This window comes from Chryseobacterium sp. AC417 (assembly GCF_979258215.1).
Genome location: NZ_OZ409845.1, coordinates 776,834 through 792,702, shown reverse-complemented (window position 1 = coordinate 792,702; position 15,869 = coordinate 776,834). Strand labels below are relative to the sequence as shown.

General features: G+C 34.5%; 18 protein-coding genes. 12 read left to right on the top strand and 6 right to left on the bottom strand.

Translation table 11 applies throughout. The features are described from left to right. The first annotated feature begins 122 nt into the window (after positions 1–122). The 7 genes from ACZZ9T_RS03820 (at position 123) to tsaB (ending at position 4,595) form a co-directional block, all read left to right on the top strand. Positions 123–809 (top strand): LysE family translocator, encoded by a 687-nt coding sequence (locus tag ACZZ9T_RS03820; RefSeq protein WP_463430066.1) that lies wholly within the window; start codon positions 123–125, stop codon positions 807–809. A gap of 119 nt (positions 810–928) precedes the next feature. Continuing rightward, the gene (locus ACZZ9T_RS03815) at positions 929–1,861 is read left to right on the top strand and encodes a S66 peptidase family protein (RefSeq protein ID WP_463440985.1); all 933 of its coding nucleotides are present in this window, start codon (positions 929–931) and stop codon (positions 1,859–1,861) included. After that, the gene (locus ACZZ9T_RS03810; RefSeq protein ID WP_463440984.1) at positions 1,861–2,214 is read left to right on the top strand and encodes a DoxX family protein; all 354 of its coding nucleotides are present in this window, start codon (positions 1,861–1,863) and stop codon (positions 2,212–2,214) included. Before ACZZ9T_RS03815 ends, ACZZ9T_RS03810 begins: the two co-directional genes overlap by 1 nt. Further along, positions 2,214–2,585: a YraN family protein gene (locus tag ACZZ9T_RS03805; RefSeq protein ID WP_463430063.1), complete on the top strand. Its 372-nt coding sequence runs from the start codon at positions 2,214–2,216 to the stop codon at positions 2,583–2,585. Before ACZZ9T_RS03810 ends, ACZZ9T_RS03805 begins: the two co-directional genes overlap by 1 nt. A gap of 18 nt (positions 2,586–2,603) precedes the next feature. Next, positions 2,604–3,353 (top strand): SDR family NAD(P)-dependent oxidoreductase, encoded by a 750-nt coding sequence (locus tag ACZZ9T_RS03800; protein WP_463440983.1) that lies wholly within the window; start codon positions 2,604–2,606, stop codon positions 3,351–3,353. Between the two features lie 10 nt (positions 3,354–3,363). Then, positions 3,364–3,795: a hypothetical protein gene (locus ACZZ9T_RS03795; RefSeq protein WP_463440982.1), complete on the top strand. Its 432-nt coding sequence runs from the start codon at positions 3,364–3,366 to the stop codon at positions 3,793–3,795. A 119-nt stretch (positions 3,796–3,914) separates the two neighbouring features. Then, positions 3,915–4,595: a tRNA (adenosine(37)-N6)-threonylcarbamoyltransferase complex dimerization subunit type 1 TsaB gene (tsaB, locus tag ACZZ9T_RS03790; protein WP_463440981.1), complete on the top strand. Its 681-nt coding sequence runs from the start codon at positions 3,915–3,917 to the stop codon at positions 4,593–4,595. 16 nt (positions 4,596–4,611) lie between these two features. Here the strand turns inward: tsaB and porW are convergent, their stop codons facing one another. The 4 genes from porW to ACZZ9T_RS03770 all read right to left on the bottom strand — a co-directional run bounded on the left by porW (position 4,612) and on the right by ACZZ9T_RS03770 (position 9,127). Beyond that, on the bottom strand, positions 4,612–7,218 hold the full coding sequence (porW, locus tag ACZZ9T_RS03785; RefSeq protein ID WP_463440980.1) for a type IX secretion system periplasmic lipoprotein PorW/SprE: 2,607 nt from the start codon (positions 7,216–7,218) through the stop codon (positions 4,612–4,614). A gap of 87 nt (positions 7,219–7,305) precedes the next feature. Continuing rightward, positions 7,306–7,860 carry a Maf family protein gene (locus ACZZ9T_RS03780; protein WP_463440979.1) on the bottom strand — a complete coding sequence of 185 codons (555 nt, stop codon included), beginning with the start codon at positions 7,858–7,860 and terminating at the stop codon, positions 7,306–7,308. Between the two features lie 9 nt (positions 7,861–7,869). Further along, positions 7,870–8,388 (bottom strand): KdsC family phosphatase, encoded by a 519-nt coding sequence (locus ACZZ9T_RS03775; RefSeq protein ID WP_463440978.1) that lies wholly within the window; start codon positions 8,386–8,388, stop codon positions 7,870–7,872. Beyond that, positions 8,378–9,127, bottom strand: coding sequence for a Rossmann-like and DUF2520 domain-containing protein (locus ACZZ9T_RS03770; protein WP_463440977.1), 750 nt, complete (start codon positions 9,125–9,127; stop codon positions 8,378–8,380). The genes ACZZ9T_RS03775 and ACZZ9T_RS03770 overlap by 11 nt, the downstream gene beginning before the upstream one ends. A gap of 275 nt (positions 9,128–9,402) precedes the next feature. On the opposite strand from ACZZ9T_RS03770, the gene ACZZ9T_RS03765 reads away from it, so the two are divergent. The 5 genes from ACZZ9T_RS03765 (at position 9,403) to lepA (ending at position 14,286) form a co-directional block, all read left to right on the top strand. Next, complete coding sequence (locus ACZZ9T_RS03765) at positions 9,403–9,954, top strand: RNA polymerase sigma factor (RefSeq protein WP_463430052.1); 552 nt, start codon at positions 9,403–9,405, stop codon at positions 9,952–9,954. Positions 9,955–9,971: 17 nt separating this feature from the next. Continuing rightward, the gene (locus tag ACZZ9T_RS03760; RefSeq protein WP_463440976.1) at positions 9,972–10,601 is read left to right on the top strand and encodes a hypothetical protein; all 630 of its coding nucleotides are present in this window, start codon (positions 9,972–9,974) and stop codon (positions 10,599–10,601) included. Positions 10,602–10,607: 6 nt separating this feature from the next. Further along, positions 10,608–11,120: a hypothetical protein gene (locus ACZZ9T_RS03755; protein ID WP_463440975.1), complete on the top strand. Its 513-nt coding sequence runs from the start codon at positions 10,608–10,610 to the stop codon at positions 11,118–11,120. Positions 11,121–11,236: 116 nt separating this feature from the next. Beyond that, entirely contained in the window at positions 11,237–12,253 is a 1,017-nt protein-coding gene (locus tag ACZZ9T_RS03750) for a hypothetical protein (protein WP_463440974.1), read from the top strand. Between the two features lie 236 nt (positions 12,254–12,489). After that, a complete protein-coding gene (lepA, locus tag ACZZ9T_RS03745) occupies positions 12,490–14,286 on the top strand; it encodes a translation elongation factor 4 (RefSeq protein ID WP_463430048.1) in 1,797 nt (598 codons plus the stop codon). A gap of 53 nt (positions 14,287–14,339) precedes the next feature. On the opposite strand, the gene ACZZ9T_RS03740 is transcribed toward lepA, so the two are convergent. Together ACZZ9T_RS03740 and ACZZ9T_RS03735 are read right to left on the bottom strand one after the other, a co-directional pair. Then, positions 14,340–15,104, bottom strand: coding sequence for a hypothetical protein (locus ACZZ9T_RS03740; protein ID WP_463440973.1), 765 nt, complete (start codon positions 15,102–15,104; stop codon positions 14,340–14,342). Positions 15,105–15,168: 64 nt separating this feature from the next. Then, positions 15,169–15,807 (bottom strand): DUF1579 domain-containing protein, encoded by a 639-nt coding sequence (locus ACZZ9T_RS03735; RefSeq protein WP_463440972.1) that lies wholly within the window; start codon positions 15,805–15,807, stop codon positions 15,169–15,171. Between the last annotated feature and the right edge of the window lie 62 nt (positions 15,808–15,869).

Sequence of the window (15,869 nt, the reverse complement as noted above, 5' to 3'; positions counted from 1 at the left end):
TGTCCGATTGTGGCAGTCTTTTTTGTTTCTAAAAACTTTTATGATGAATTAGGATTTTAAAAATCACTTTTTACAGACAAATAGAAATATAATTTTTAAATTTGGGATAGAAACAATTTTTAATGTTTGAACTCATATTTTCGGCCATTGGTCTAGGTTTTATGCTGAGCTTAGTTTTTATTGGTCCTATCTTTTTTTTGCTTATAGAAACCAGTTTTACAAGAGGCCCGAAACACGCTTTAGCACTCGATTTGGGTGTTATTACAGCAGATCTGTTGTGCATTGTCGCAGCATATTATGCCAGTGCAGATCTGGTAGATCTTATTGATAAACATCCCGGTTTTTACAGAATTACCTCACTACTGATTTTAGCCTACGGAATCATCATGATCGTCACCCGTACAAAAATGAAACTTCCGGGCGAAGAAAAAATAATCGGACAGAATTATATTAAAACATTTTTAAACGGTTTTCTCCTCAACCTTCTCAATGTTGGCGTGATCCTCTTTTGGCTCGTCACAGTGATTGGTGTCAGAAATCAATATCCCGATACCTGCAACGTGATTTTGTACCTGAGTATCGTAATCGCAACCTACCTTGGTATTGATTTGGCAAAAATTTTCCTTGCAAAACAATTTCACTATAAACTCACTCAGAAACTGGCGAATAAGATCAGAAGAGTGGTTGGCTGCATTCTTATACTATTTAGTTTCTTTATATTTCTTCAGAGTTTCAAAAAGTTTAATCAGTTTGATAAAAAATTAGAAGAGGCCGAAAAGAAAGAATTAAAATTAAAGAAAACTCAATAAAAATACATTCGATTAAAAAGAAAAAACATCAATGACATATGAAATCGCCATGATTTAGAAACACAAATACAAATCAAGTTCATCGATTGCATATGACCTTTAAAAACATTAAAATACATATGAAAAAAATATTTCCAAAATCTCTTAAAAAAGGCGATAAAATTGCCATCATTTCCCCTGCAGGAGCTGTAGAACCCGCTCAGCTTGAGAAGGGAATTAAAATGATTAAATCTAAAGGTTTCCAACCCGTCTTAGGCGAAAATCTTTATACGAAATTCTCTAACGGATACAATTACGCAGGAACTGAGGAGCAAAGAAGTCAAGACATCAACTGGGCATTAAATGACCCGGAAATTTCTGCCATCTGGGCATCTCGCGGAGGTTACGGATGTCAACACTTAATTGAAAACTTAAGTTTGAAATGTTTTGTTAAAAATCCGAAGTGGTACATTGGTTATTCTGACAATACCGTGATACAAAGTTTTTTGTTGAAAAAAGGTTTCGCTTCAATTCACGGACAAACGATTAAAACCTCAAGCTTCGGGGTGACAGATGAAAGTTATGATCTTACTTTTAATATTCTCAAAGGAAAACCATTAAAATATACTTTAAAATCAAATCAGTTTAACAAAGAAGGAAATATTGATGGTGAATTGGTTGGAGGTAATTTAGCCTTAATTTATGCGCTTTTAGGAACCAGGTATTCTTTTGATTTTAAAGATAAAATTTTATTCATCGAAGATATTGGCGAAAACTTTTATGCACTCGACAGGATGATCATGAGCTTAGAATTAGGAGGAGTTTTTAATAAAATTAAAGGACTTATAATTGGTGGGATGACCAATATGGGCGATGAAAAAGAGAACAAACAATATGAAGAGAGTTTTGATGAATTTGCTTATCAATTAATTTCAGACAGGATTTCAAAATATACATTTCCGGCTGTTTATGGCTTTCCGAACGGTCATATTCATAACAATATACCATTGATTATAGGTGCAGAAGTTTCTTTGAAAGTTGGACGAAATGTGTTATTAAATTTTAAACAATAATGCTATTTTACTCAAAATTTTTACTCTCATTTCTATTAATATCTGCAGGTATTTTTCATTTTGTGAAACCTCACTTTTTCATGAAAATTATGCCTGATTATATTCCGTTGCATTTGAAAATGGTTTACATCAGCGGTATTGTAGAAATTGTTTGCGGAATTCTCCTACTCTTTCCGGGTACTCAAAAGTTTGGTGCGTATCTTTGTATCGCTTTATTCATTGCAGTTTTTCCTGCCAATATTGAGATGGCAAAAAAGTTTTATCAGATTCATCACAAATATTTTTGGCTGACTGTTTTGAGACTTCCTTTGCAGCTTGTTTTGATTTGGTGGGCTTATCAATTTAGAAAATAATGGCAGATCACAACGATTTAGGAAAAAAAGCAGAAGATTTAGCAGCCGAATATTTACTTAAAAACGGGCACAGAATTTTGGTACGAAATTTCCGGTATCAGAAAACTGAGATTGATATTATTTCGGAAAAAGAGAATTTAATTATTGTCACAGAAGTGAAAGCCAGATCAACAGATTTTTTCATTCTTCCACAGGAAGCCGTTACAAAAGGTAAAATTAAATCGATTGTTACCGCAGCCAATCATTTTATGGAAGAATTTAATAAAAATCAGGAAGTAAGATTTGATATTATTTCAGTCTTACCAGACGAAAAAGGAAAATTATCAATAGAACATATTGTAGATGCTTTTCAGGCATTCGATGCAAATTAGTAGATGACAACAAAAATTATGAAAACAATACTCATTACAGGAGCAACATCCGGAATAGGAAAAGCCACGGCAGAACTTTTTGCTCAACAAGGAAACAGAATCATCATTTGTGGAAGGCGGTCAGATGTTTTAGAGTCCGTAAGACAAGAACTATCAAAATTTACCGAAGTTTTTAGTTTACAATTTGATGTCAGAAATCTTGAAGAAGTTGAAAACGCCATTGCATCACTACCGGAAGAATGGAAAAACATTGATGTCCTTATCAATAATGCAGGAAATGCACATGGTTTAGAGCCCTTATCAGCAGGAAGTACTAACGATTGGGATTCTATGATCGACGGAAACGTAAAAGGTCTTTTATATGTCTCAAAAACGCTGATTCCTATGATGAAAGAAAGAAACTCTGGTCATATTATCAATATCAGTTCAGTTGCAGCAAGACAGACCTATGCAAATGGTGTAGTTTATTGTGCTACAAAAAAGGCAGTTGATGTCATTTCTGAAGGAATGAGGATTGAGCTCACAGAATTCGGAGTAAGAGTGACCAATATTCAGCCGGGAGCGGTAGAAACAGATTTTTCTTTGGTGAGATTTAAAGGAGATCAGGAAAGAGCTGCAACAGTTTATGCAGGCTATGAAGCGTTGAAAGCAGAAGATATTGCTGATGCGATTGCTTATTGTGTAAATGTTCCGCAACACGTAACTGTTTCGGATATGACGATTTATCCGAGCGCACAGAGCGAACCAAGAACGATTCACAGAAAGTAATAATTTGAGAATGAAATTTCTGAGGTTAATTTTTTTTTTAGGTTTTGCCATTGGTTATTCTCAGAAATATTCAAAGGATGAGGAAGCAGTTTTAATTCAGGCTAAAAAGCTTGATTCTTTGATGGAAAATAACAATTCTGAAATTGTTCATTTATTCTGTTCAGATGTTTCATTTGGTCATTCAAATGGCTGGATTCAGAATCTGGATGACTTCAAAAAAGATTTTTCTTCAAAAAAAGTTATTTACAAAGATATCTCAGAGCTTGAAATTTCAGAATCGAAACAGAATAAAAATACAATAAGTCTTAGAAGAATCATTAAGGTTGCCGGTCTTTATAAAAAGCAAGATTTTGAAATGAAACTGGCTTTATTAGAAATCTGGATCAAAAAGAAATCTATGTGGAAATTGTGGAGCCGGCAAAGTGTGGAAATAAAGCAATAAATTTGTAATAAATGAAAAATAGTGAAACAAGAATTTCCAGACTTTTTAATTGATCAAACTCTATTTGATATGAACTTAAATATTTCAGGATCAATTTATTCATCATTAAATTTAATCAAATGAAAATCCTATACCTGGAAACATCTTCCAAAAACTGCTCAGTTGCCATTTCAGACGGCGAAAAATTGTTGTGCGTTTGTGAAGAAGTTTCTGAAAATTATAAACAATCTGAAAGTCTTCACTCATTTGTAGAATGGGCGTTAGAAGGAGCAGAAATTTCTCTGAGAGATATTGAAGCGGTTGCTTTAGGAAGAGGTCCTGGTTCTTATACCGGACTGAGAATTGGTGCTGCATCAGCAAAAGGGTTCTGTTACGGATTAAACATTCCTTTAATCGCAGTCAATTCTATGGAAAGCATGATAGAGCCTTTTTTAACGCAAAACTATGATTTATTTATCCCTTTGGTCGATGCAAGAAGAATGGAGGTTTATACCGCTGTTTATGATGGAATAACGGGAAAAGAACTTGTTCCGACAGAAGCTAAAGTTTTAGACGAAACTTCTTTTCAGGAATTTAAGGACAAGAAGATCATATTTGTAGGCGACGGGGCGAAAAAAGCAAAAGAGATTTTAAATCTTCCAAATGCTGATTTCAATGAAGACATCTACCCTTCCGCTCAATATTTAGTCAAGAGGACTTTAGAGAAAATAAATAATAAAGATTTTGAAGACACTGCTTATTTTGAACCTTTTTATTTAAAAGAATTTCATGGTGTTAAAAAGAAAAAGAGCGAAGATTAACCTTCGCTCTTTTTTATTATTTCTTCTGTGCCGGAACAGGCGTCGTCATTTCCAATGGTTGACTATTCATTCCCGGTTTTTTAGGAACACCACTTTGTATCGCGTTGTTCATCGGTTGTGAACTATTTGGCAACGGATTGTTTTGATTTCCGGGAGCAGTCATATTTTGTGATTGCGAGTTATTCTGTACTGGCTGGCCAAAACCTGCAGGGTTTTGAGACACATTATTATTCCCGGGATTTTGCGGTACTGTATTTCCTTTATTGTCTGTAGACTGAAATGCAATGTCACTTTTCAGATAATTCAGCATTTCTTTTGCCTTCTCACCTTCAGGAGTTTTTCCATAGTTTAGAACGATCTGCTCCAGTTGTAAAATCATGACTTCTTTACCGCTCGATTTTCCTGCATTGAAAGCATTCAAAAGATAAAGTTTAGGAACAAGCGCATCTTTAGGATTTTTTTGGATGGCTTGATCGAGTATATTTTGGCTTTCAGCAAATTTTTCAGATTCAAATAAAGCATAGGCCGTTTTGTAATTATTTTCCATTTCAGGAGAAGTTTTTACAAACGTATTATTTTTAGGATTTCTGGCAAATTCTGCATATGAGCTGTATGGATAATCTGTAGTCAAAATTTGCTTTGCTCTTGCAGACGCTTGCGGATTTTTTTCATAATTCATTGCAAATATCTCGTACAAAGCCTGCAACATGACTTTCTCTTCGGGTTTTACATCTACAAGATCATACAATGTTTTTGTTGCCAAAGGAGTATTGGTAAAATAATTTTGGTACATGATTCCCAGACCCAAAGAAGCAGTATCTCTGTCTTTTTTTAATTGTGATAACTTTCCGGCATCACTTGGAATCTGCTCGATATAATAAGCGGGTTCAAAACGTCTTGGGTTGGGTGCTGCGCTCACTCCCAAAGCTTCATTTTTCAGGTCTTCGATCGATGCCATTTTCTTGGAATAACGCCAGTTGTCTACCAAAGCTCTTTCGCCCCACACCTGCTTAAATGTTGAGGTTCCTTTACTTACGGTTCCTGTATTTCCATAATAAAATCCTTTGGCTGATGTACCGAATTCTTCAAAAGAGGTTGCACTGTTGGCAAATAGTGAATTGGCATTGTAATCGCCTGTATCAAAGCCTTTGTTTCTTTCTTCACGCAGTCTTTCAAGTTCTTCTTTGGCTTCTTTAGCCTTCAGTTTTTCGATATATTGAGCAAAATAATCAGTTTTCTGAGGTTCAGACATTTTAGCAATAGCCAGAATACTGTCGTTTTTTCTGATTAAATAATAGTTTCTTGATATCTTCTTAATATTTTCTGCCTGATCTTTCAATAGAATTTTTGAAGGTTCATACGTCATGGTAACCAATGCAGAATCATAGTATGCACCGGCTCCGATGTAATCATTTTTATCTAAATAGCTTCTTCCGATTTCATAATAAGTCAAGCCTCTTACCTGCGGATCTGAAACTTTTTCTAAAAGAGATTTTCTAAAGAATTCTTGTCCTTCGTCCTGCTTTCCGGCTTTTGTAGCCATTAAACCAAGCGCATAGTAGAATTCGTTTTTTCTTGAAGCATAAGTTCCTTTCTTGCTGATATCTTCTAAGTATTTTCTTGCACCGGCATAATCACCTTTTCCGTTGAATGTTTTGGCAATTTCAATTTGAGACTTCACTTCAAATTCAAAATCGTTGGCATATTTGTAAGCTGCTGCAAAACTTTCACGTGCAGGTTCGTTTCTTCCTAATTCTGCCAAAACCTGACCGCGCAAAAATGCAATTCTGCTTTTTAGTTTTCTGTTTCCATTCAATTCAAAAGCCCGATCCAGTTCTTTTACCGCTTCCTCTTTTTTCCCGGCATCCAAAAGAGATTCTGAATAATAGATACTTAAAAGTTTTTCATGATCTTTACTGATTCCTTCACTTTTTAATTTAGCAAAAACCTGATCAGATTTATAATAATCTTTAAGCTGAGCATATGCTAAACCTTCATAAACCCTTGCCAAAGGAAGTCTTTTATCTTCCTTCATATGGGTAAAAACATAGTTCAGTGCATCTAATGCCTGTCTGGATTTTCCCTGGTAAATACGGGACTGTGCGAGAATAATATAAGCATCAAAAATAGTTTTGTTTTGCTCTTCTCCCTTTCTGATTACCGAATATTTTCCGATTGCTTTCAAAGCTTTTGCTTCTGCAATTTCCAGCGTGGTAGCCCCTTTATTTTCTTGTGGATTGTTTGGGTCTTTTGGCGTTCCCGGCATTCCTCCTGGGTTGCTTGGCGGCATACCGGGAGCACTTCTTCCGTTAGGTGAAGAAGGTCTGTTAACTTCCGCCATTTTCATGGAGTTTTCTGCAAACGCTGAAGACTGCCCGAGATCACTTCCTATTGGCTGTTCTTCGTAGGTAAGAATAGGAATATGAGGTGCATAAAAATTATCTTTATGAGCTTTATCTCTGCCTTCAAATTCACTGTTCAATGCGTCTTTTGCATTAAAAAGTGTATTGTAATAGGTGGTAAATCCTTTTAGAAACTTCGATCTGGCTTCCGGTTTTTTTACTTTCGTACCACAGGAAACAACAATAATCGCTGTCAAAAGGAATAGAATATTCTTTTTCATTATTTAATATAACTCGCTAATCTGCTTTTTATTATCAAAAAAGTTTGATGATTCTGTAAAAATAATAAAATTTTATCGGGAAATTATTTATATTTCTTTTAAAATTTTGTAAACCAAATGGGTAGGCAATCCCATAATGGTGTAAAAACTACCCTTCATGTTTTTTATTTTTGCCATTCCGAGCCATTCCTGGATGCCGTAACTTCCCGCTTTGTCGAAAGGTTTGCAATTTTTTATATAAAAATCAATTTCTTCTTCAGAAATTATTTCCAGCTCTACATGGGCAACATCGGTTTCTGTGATGGTTTTATTTAAAGTTTTAACAGAAATTCCGGTGTAAACCTGATGTATTTTACCTGAAAGTTTCTGCAGCATACTTTTGGCGTCGGCTTCGTCTTTTGGTTTACCTAAAATCTGATTGTCTATAGCAACAATCGTATCTGCGGTAAGTAAAACTTCATCTTTTTCCAGTTTTCTAAATGCGTCTGCTTTTAATTCAGATAAATATGCAGCAGCATCTTCTATTTCTATATGTTCGGGTAAAATTTCTTCACAGTCAATTTTTACGACTTCAAAATCAAAACCTAAGCTTGAAAGCAATTCTTTTCGTCTTGGAGATTGGGATGCTAAAAGTATTTTCATCATTTCAATTTAAACAGATTGTGTATTGTCATCATGCCATTTTCTCTGTACTTTCATCACCTGCTCGATAACATCACGAACAGCTCCGCTCCCACCCTGCTTTTGTGAAATATAATCTGCAATATTTTTAATTTCCGGAACAGCATTTTCCGGACAAGTCGAAATTGCGGAATTTTGCATCATATGAAGATCCGGAAGATCATCTCCCATCGTGAGAATTTCTTCGTTTTTAAGATTATATTTTGTTTTAAAATCTTCATAATCTACCATTTTGTCATGCGATTTTGCGTAATAATCTTCAATTCCGAGATAATTGATACGATGTCTTACCATTTCGTCATTTCCACCGGTGATTACTCCAATCAGATAATTGTTTTTCAGGGCTTTAACGACAGCATAACCATCCAGAACATTCATTACTCTGCTCATATTTCCTCCGGGCATCAGATAAACGCTTCCGTCGGTGAAAACTCCGTCTACATCAAATACAAATGCTTTTATATTTTTTAATTTTTCTTTATAACTCATACATTTTTTTAATAGAATGATTCATTGTTTTATAAATCTCAAGACTTTCATCTTTTAACAATTGTTCATGTAACTCCAAAACTCTTGTGTCGTTTCTTAAGGCTGGTCCGGTTTGTGCAGATTTGGGTTCAATTTCATGAATTTTCTTTACCGTTTCATCAATCAACGGTAAAAAGTAATCAAACGGAATTTCCTGAGCATCTGAAATTTCTTTGGCTCTGGAGAAAAGATGATTAACAAAATTACAGGCAAAAACTGCGGTCAAATGAATGTATTTTCTTTTTTCATGACTGCTTTCCATCACATTTTCAGAAATTTTCGAGGCTAATTCAAAAAGCAAATCTTTATCTGCATCATTTTCAGTTTCAATAAAAAAAGGAATTTTAGAATAATCCAATTCTTTAGATTTAGAAAAGGTCTGTAAGGGATAAAAGCTTGATTTTCTGTACTCTCCTGCCAGAACTTCTTTAGGAAGAGAACCCGATGTATGAGTAACCAGACAATCTTTTTTGGTAATGATTTTAGAAACATTCTCAACCGAACCATCACTCACACAGATGATATAAAGATCTGCATCTTCCAAAACATCTGTCGAAAACGGGATATTTAATTCATTAGATATTTTGTGTAAATCATCCTCATTTCTGCCAAAAATCTGAGCCAGAGGAATCTTTTTCTGCGTAAAAGCTTTAGCCAAATGATAAGCGACATTTCCGGAACCGATGATTACAATTTGCATAAAACAAAGATAACATTTTGTTATGATTAGTGGAAAGGTGATTTCATGACTGTAGCATTTAAAGTCTAAGTTTTTAGAATTTTAATTGATATTTTCGATGTCGCTTAAGAAATATCTAAATTCTCAATCTCGCTGTGTTGAGATTCTTTAGAATGACCAACCTGCTGTAGAATTTTGTTGATAAAGATTTATAAATAATAAACATTTGGACTCAAAATTGAATAAGTAATTTAACTTTCAACTATTTTTGTTATCCAAAACAATGAAAGCATCCTATGAAGATTAAAGACGCGGAAATTATATCGCTGATGCAAAACCCACGAACCCAGGAAAAAGGAGTTCGGGTATTGATGGATGCTTATCAGAGTAGATTGTATTGGCACATTAGAAGAATTATTGTTGACGGAGACCTTGCTCAGGACACGTTGCAAGAGACTTTTATTAAAGCTTATCAGAATTTTCATCAGTTCAAAAATGATAGTCAGCTCTACACTTGGCTGTACAGAATTGCGACCAATGAAGCTCTGCAGCAAATCAATAAGCTCAAAAGAATGCAGAAAACAGATGAAGATCCTGAATATTATATGCAAAATCTGGTAGCCGACAATACACACAGCGATGCTGAAGAGATACAGATCTTTTTGCAAAAAGCCATACAAAGCCTGCCCGAAAAGCAGAAACTGGTATTTATGATGAGGTATTATGATGATTTGCCCTACGAGGAAATATCTAAAATTGTAGATATGTCTGTCGGAACTTTGAAAACAAATTATCATTACGCCAAGCAGAAAATAGAAGAATATATTAAAGAAAATTACGAAAGATAATTTTTAGAAACAACGACATGAAAGATTTTGATCTAGATAAATTAGAACGCAAAAACATTTACAAAATTCCTGAGAATATCTTTGAAAGTATTCAGGATAAAGTGTTGAGCGAGGTAAGTGATTTTGATCTGGAAACATTAGAACGTAAAAATATTTTCAAAGTTTCTGAGAATATGTTCGAAAATATTCAGAATAAAGTGTTGATTGATATAAAGTCTGATAAAAAGGCTCCTATTTTCAAATTAAACTGGGGATATGCAGCAGCAGCTTCATTAGCATTGATTTTTGGCTCAACTTTTTTATATAACTCGGTTTCAGATTCAAACAATGATAAAGGATCATCGGAAGTTTATGCTAATAATCCTGTACCAAAAACTGAAAGTGAAATTGCTTACGAAACTTTAAAATCTGATTTAACTTCAGTTGAAAATAGTAATCAAACAATTAACAACCAGCAGACTAATAATCAAATAAAAACGGTAGCTTATGTTCCTAAAGATAAAGAAACTAAGCCAAAAGCCGATAAGCCGGTTTCTAAAAAAACTGAGGCTCAAATGACAGAATATTTGGATTCATTTTCTAGTTCTGAAATTGCAGAACTAGCCAACAATTCAACACAGGATGTTTATTTGGATTTATATAATTAAAAAGAGATGAAAAAGATATTATTTGCACTTCTTATTGTTTACGGTTTTGGCTTAAATGCCCAAAAAACAGATTACGACTGGAAAAAAATGGATCCTAAACAAAGAAAAGAAGTTATAAATAATCTTTCTCCTGAAGAAAGAAAAACACTTCTTACTCAGTTTAGAAATAATATGGTGCTGGAGAATCTGGACGTAGATCCGAAAGATAAAACGGAGTTTACCGAAGTTTACAATGAATATCTGGATAGCCAAAAAAGAATAAAAAATCAATTTGACTCAAACTTCAATCCGGAGACATTATCCGAGGATGAGGCTAAAGTGAAATTGCAGCAAAGCTTTGATGTAGGACAAAAATTATTAGATAATAGAAAAAAATATGCGGAAAAGATGCAAACCGTCATTCCGTGTCAGAAAGTTTTGAAGTTGTTTCAATCAGAAGGTATGATGAGAGATAAGATGAATGAAAGAAAGCCTAAAAGCGGGAACAATAAGGGTTCAAAACCCAGACAAAACCCATAATAGTTTATTTTTTTAATGTTGGACGACCCTTGCAATTTATTGTGAGGGTCGTTTAATTTTTAGAAAAAATTTTAAAATTATAGAAATCGAATATATACTTTTGTAAAAATTTCTTCATGAAAAAAATCCTGTTTTTTCTTCTAGCCTCAATATCAATATTTGCTCAGAAAACAGAAACAATAGATCTGTCAAAGTCAATAAAAGATACTAAAAAAACCTATAAAAATTTCACAGTTATAGACCAGAGAGTGTCTGAAGATATTGGAGCTGTTCAATTTCATAAAGAAATGGTTAATGTGGTTTTTGAAAACAACCCAGAAACAGATTTGAAGAATTGGTTTTACAAATATAATCCTGTAAGAGGTAATGATGAATTGGTTCTCCTTCTTGAAAATATCGTAATAAGTGAAGATAAAAGAGAAAAATTCTCGATAGGAAAACTTGAATTTCGCGCCAGTACATTTATTAAGAAAGAAGACGGCTATCATTTTCTACATCGGAAAGATACAGCAACTACAATTTCTTCTCACACGACACCTTATATGGCACAAAGTCTTTCAAAAAAACTGATGCTTACATTCTCAGATCTTCTGAAAAAATCTTATGAAGCTAGGCAATGGGATTTTCCCCTCTCAGAAAGCGAGCTTTCAAATTATGCAACGACACTGAAAGATAAACTAGAAATTTTGAAAACAGATGAGCTCAAAGAAGGTGTTTATAAAGATCATTACAGTTTTTTCACCCACAGTCCTGAACCAGGATATGTGATTGAAACCAACAGCAAAGGAGTTGCGACAAAAGCAGTAAAGGGCGAAGAGAAAAAGCCAATCAGAAACTTTTACGCATTTGTTCACAACGGAGTTCCGTTCAAAGTAATTCCTGTGGGCTATGTTGAAATCTTCAGAGAAGACAACAAACTTTTTATCGAAGCCAAAAGAGAAGAACTTTTTCCTGAAGATGCTTCCAGCAGAGCGATCATCGGAGCTTCTTTTGGACTGGTAGGTGCATTGGTAAGTGTTGCTATAGATTCGGCTGTTGCGAAAAAGAGGAGAGGGATCCCAGGATCAGAAGTAGTTCTTGACCCATTAACGGGTTACTATATTTTACCGGAAGGTTTTGATAAAAACAAATAATATTGGAATAAGAGACTGTTTTGGTATTTCTTTATTTTTTATGAATTAACGTTGAGCCAGACTAATATCTGGACAGCAAGAAAGGATTTATAAAAAATCTAAGCAGCTATTTGGCATAGTCAAAAGCTGCCGGAAAACTACGTGCTTCATCAGGTTAATTTATTTTTTCGTGTACTTCATTAAGAATGAGGAATTATCCTGCATTTTCTTATCTTTGCAAATTACATAGTTCTTAAATGAAAAACATACGAAATTTTTGCATAATTGCTCATATCGACCACGGTAAATCTACTTTGGCAGACCGTCTTTTGGAGTACACCAATACCGTGACTCAGAGAGAATTACAATCTCAGACGCTTGATGATATGGATCTGGAAAAAGAACGTGGGATCACGATAAAATCTCACGCCATCCAGATGGATTATGAGCTTAATGGCGAAAAATATATCTTAAACCTTATTGATACACCGGGACACGTAGATTTTTCTTACGAAGTTTCCCGTTCTATTGCCGCATGCGAAGGTGCGCTTCTGATTGTAGATGCTGCACAGAGTATTCAGGCACAGACGATTAGTAATTTGTATCTGGCGTTAGAGAATGATCTGGAAATTATTCCTATTCTTAATAAAATTGATCTTCCTTCTGCAAATCCTGAAGAAGTTACCGATGAAATTATGGGACTGATCGGGTGTAAATATGAAGATGTTCTTAGAGTGTCCGGGAAAACGGGAGAAGGTGTTCACGATTTGCTGGAGCAGATTGTAAAAAGAGTTCCGCCACCAGTGGGAGATCCTGATGCACCGCTTCAGGCTTTGATTTTTGACTCTGTTTATAATCCCTTCCGAGGAATTGAAGCATACTTCAAAGTAGTGAATGGCAGTATTTCTAAAAACGAGAAAATCATGTTTTTTGCAACGGGAAAAGAATATGGTGCAGATGAGGTCGGAACTTTAAAACTAAAACAGCTTCCCAAGAAAACAATTGAGTGTGGTGATGTAGGTTACATTATTTCAGGGATTAAAGATGCCCGTGAAGTAAAAGTGGGGGACACCATTACTTCTTTCGTAAATCCCGCAGCTGCAGCGATTGACGGTTTTGAGGAAGTAAAACCAATGGTCTTTGCCGGTATTTATCCTATTGAATCAGAAGATTTTGAAGAATTGAGATTTTCACTTGAAAAATTAAGACTGAATGATGCTTCTTTGGTTTTCGAGCCTGAAAGTTCCGCAGCCTTAGGTTTCGGTTTCCGTTGTGGATTCTTAGGAATGCTTCATATGGAAATCGTGCAGGAACGTTTGGATAGAGAATTCAATATGGATGTGATCACGACGGTTCCCAACGTATCGTATTTAGGATATTCTAAAAGAGAACCTGAACTTCCGATTTTGATCAACAACCCTTCAGAAATGATTGATCCTAATCTTTTAGACCGGGTTGAAGAACCCTATATAAAAGCTTCTATCATTACAAAATCTGATTTCGTAGGTGCTGTAATGACGCTTTGTATTGAGAAAAGAGGAGAAATTGTTAATCAAAGTTATTTGACAGCAGACAGAGTAGAGCTAACCTTCAATATGCCTTTGGCTGAAGTTGTTTTCGACTTTTATGATCGTCTGAAATCTATTTCAAAAGGTTACGCTTCGTTTGATTATTCGCCCATCGGAATGCGTTCTTCTAAACTGGTAAAAATGGATATTTTAATCAACGGAGATATGGTAGATGCTTTATCATCTTTGATTCACGATTCTAACGCTTATTATATCGGGAAAAAAATGTGTGAAAAGCTTCGTGAACTGATTCCGAGACAGCAGTTTGATATTGCTGTTCAGGCAGCTTTAGGAGCGAAAGTTATTGCAAGAGAAACCATTAAAGCCTTAAGAAAAGATGTTACTGCAAAATGTTATGGTGGAGATATTTCCAGAAAAAGAAAACTACTAGAAAAGCAGAAAGAAGGGAAGAAGAAAATGAAGCAGATTGGTAGAGTAGAAGTGCCACAGTCGGCGTTTATGGCTGTTTTGAAGCTTAATGATTAACCATCATTGATGGTTTTAAAATATAAATCCGCAGAAATTTTCTGCGGATTTTTTTATTTAACTTCAAAATAATTTCTTTGATCTTTTACAATTTTCTTATCATAATTCATTGTAAATTCATCTAACAAAGAATTTCCTGTCCATATTTTGAATTTTCCTTGATCTTTTCCAGTAAGATAATTAACTGATAAAACCATAATTTCATTAGGATTAAGTTCCCAGTAGTGATATTGCCATCTGGAATCACCACATACAAAAGCATTGTCATTCCATATCATTTGCCATTTATTTTTGTCATTGAGAACAGTCAAAGGAAAATTTTTAAATTCTGTGAGAATTAATTTTCGCCTTGAAATATTTTTAACAAAAACCGGGAAAGCTTTATATTTTTTGATAGTTTGATTATCGTAATTATAGGCATATTTAGGTATCGTATCTTTTATTTTTACTACTATTTTAACATTGTTTTCAGAAAGAGAATCAAACCCTACAGGTTTTTCACTGTCTTTCATTCGGCTAAATGCATCATGAAAATATGATGACATTATCTTTTGTTTTCCAATGTCAAAAGAATCTAATTCATATCCTGGCGGAGGAGGAGGTGCAGGAATCATACTCTGAAAATATTTGACTTCAATATTATTAGTGTCTTTTCCGATGTAAATAATGCCTGTTCCACTTTCTCCAATTCCTTCATTAAACTCTTGAAAAGTCAACTTATCATCCTTCGGAAAGCTCAAAACAATATCATCCGCAAAAGTTTTTTTCTCTTTGCAGCTCGTTAATATTAAAATCAAAATCAAAAGAAATTGTTTCATTTCAAATGTTTTATAAGAATTTTGAATGTACAAAAAAACCGTTTCAACTGAAACGGTTTGATATTTATTTTTTGGTATATTTTATTTCCATAGTCTTAAACTCTTTTCCTGTTTTAGAATCTGGTCCGTACATTTCCATTTTTTGATTGTTGTCATCAATAAATGTGAAAACTTCTCTCACCTCACAGTCTTTTCCGGGTCTTGATGGATCGGTCATTTTTCCTTTAAATTCAATTGCTTTTTTGGAAGCATTCCAATCGCCTTCCAGAGTCATTAATCCGGTTCCCATATTGTCAATCCATGTGCTTACAAATTTCTTTTTAGAATTATCGTAACCGGTTATGCTCATTCCTTCGAAGGGCATTCCCATAAAATCTCCTTTGTGTTCGCTGGTCTGATAACGGCCGTCAAAGATCATTTTATTAGTTGTTGTTGATGTACTTGTCATCGGTTTTCCCCCGTCTTCCATCCACATCGTATTTTCTCCAGACCAAACCCCGTCAGATTTTGCCAGCATTTTCTGCATATCTCCGGGAGTTGCGTAGTCCATCCATGCTTTAGTGGCTGTTGCAGAATCTACAGGTTTCCACTCTTCTTTTTCAGTAGTTTCAGCTTTGTCTGAACCGGTTTTAACATCCATTTTTACTTTATCGCAAGCGACAAACAATAACACAGTACAGGCTGCGAAGAATAATTTTTTCATAATGGTTTAGTTTTAAGTTGATTATAAATTTAATGAAAAATTAGATTCAAAAATAAATTATT

Bases quoted from the DNA above. Each gene is read 5' to 3' on its own strand.
- lepA (WP_463430048.1), top strand. From the start codon at position 12,490: ATGAAAAACATACGAAATTTTTGCATAATTGCTCATATCGACCACGGT.
- ACZZ9T_RS03735 (WP_463440972.1), bottom strand. From the start codon at position 15,807: ATGAAAAAATTATTCTTCGCAGCCTGTACTGTGTTATTGTTTGTCGCT.
- ACZZ9T_RS03755 (WP_463440975.1), top strand. From the start codon at position 10,608: ATGAAAAAGATATTATTTGCACTTCTTATTGTTTACGGTTTTGGCTTA.
- ACZZ9T_RS03740 (WP_463440973.1), bottom strand. From the start codon at position 15,104: ATGAAACAATTTCTTTTGATTTTGATTTTAATATTAACGAGCTGCAAA.
- tsaB (WP_463440981.1), top strand. From the start codon at position 3,915: ATGAAAATCCTATACCTGGAAACATCTTCCAAAAACTGCTCAGTTGCC.
- ACZZ9T_RS03780 (WP_463440979.1), bottom strand. From the start codon at position 7,860: ATGAAAATACTTTTAGCATCCCAATCTCCAAGACGAAAAGAATTGCTT.
- ACZZ9T_RS03820 (WP_463430066.1), top strand. From the start codon at position 123: ATGTTTGAACTCATATTTTCGGCCATTGGTCTAGGTTTTATGCTGAGC.
- ACZZ9T_RS03805 (WP_463430063.1), top strand. From the start codon at position 2,214: ATGGCAGATCACAACGATTTAGGAAAAAAAGCAGAAGATTTAGCAGCC.
- ACZZ9T_RS03815 (WP_463440985.1), top strand. From the start codon at position 929: ATGAAAAAAATATTTCCAAAATCTCTTAAAAAAGGCGATAAAATTGCC.
- ACZZ9T_RS03770 (WP_463440977.1), bottom strand. From the start codon at position 9,127: ATGCAAATTGTAATCATCGGTTCCGGAAATGTCGCTTATCATTTGGCT.
- ACZZ9T_RS03760 (WP_463440976.1), top strand. From the start codon at position 9,972: ATGAAAGATTTTGATCTAGATAAATTAGAACGCAAAAACATTTACAAA.
- ACZZ9T_RS03765 (WP_463430052.1), top strand. From the start codon at position 9,403: ATGAAGATTAAAGACGCGGAAATTATATCGCTGATGCAAAACCCACGA.
- ACZZ9T_RS03800 (WP_463440983.1), top strand. From the start codon at position 2,604: ATGAAAACAATACTCATTACAGGAGCAACATCCGGAATAGGAAAAGCC.
- porW (WP_463440980.1), bottom strand. From the start codon at position 7,218: ATGAAAAAGAATATTCTATTCCTTTTGACAGCGATTATTGTTGTTTCC.
- ACZZ9T_RS03810 (WP_463440984.1), top strand. From the start codon at position 1,861: ATGCTATTTTACTCAAAATTTTTACTCTCATTTCTATTAATATCTGCA.
- ACZZ9T_RS03750 (WP_463440974.1), top strand. From the start codon at position 11,237: ATGAAAAAAATCCTGTTTTTTCTTCTAGCCTCAATATCAATATTTGCT.
- ACZZ9T_RS03795 (WP_463440982.1), top strand. From the start codon at position 3,364: ATGAAATTTCTGAGGTTAATTTTTTTTTTAGGTTTTGCCATTGGTTAT.
- ACZZ9T_RS03775 (WP_463440978.1), bottom strand. From the start codon at position 8,388: ATGAGTTATAAAGAAAAATTAAAAAATATAAAAGCATTTGTATTTGAT.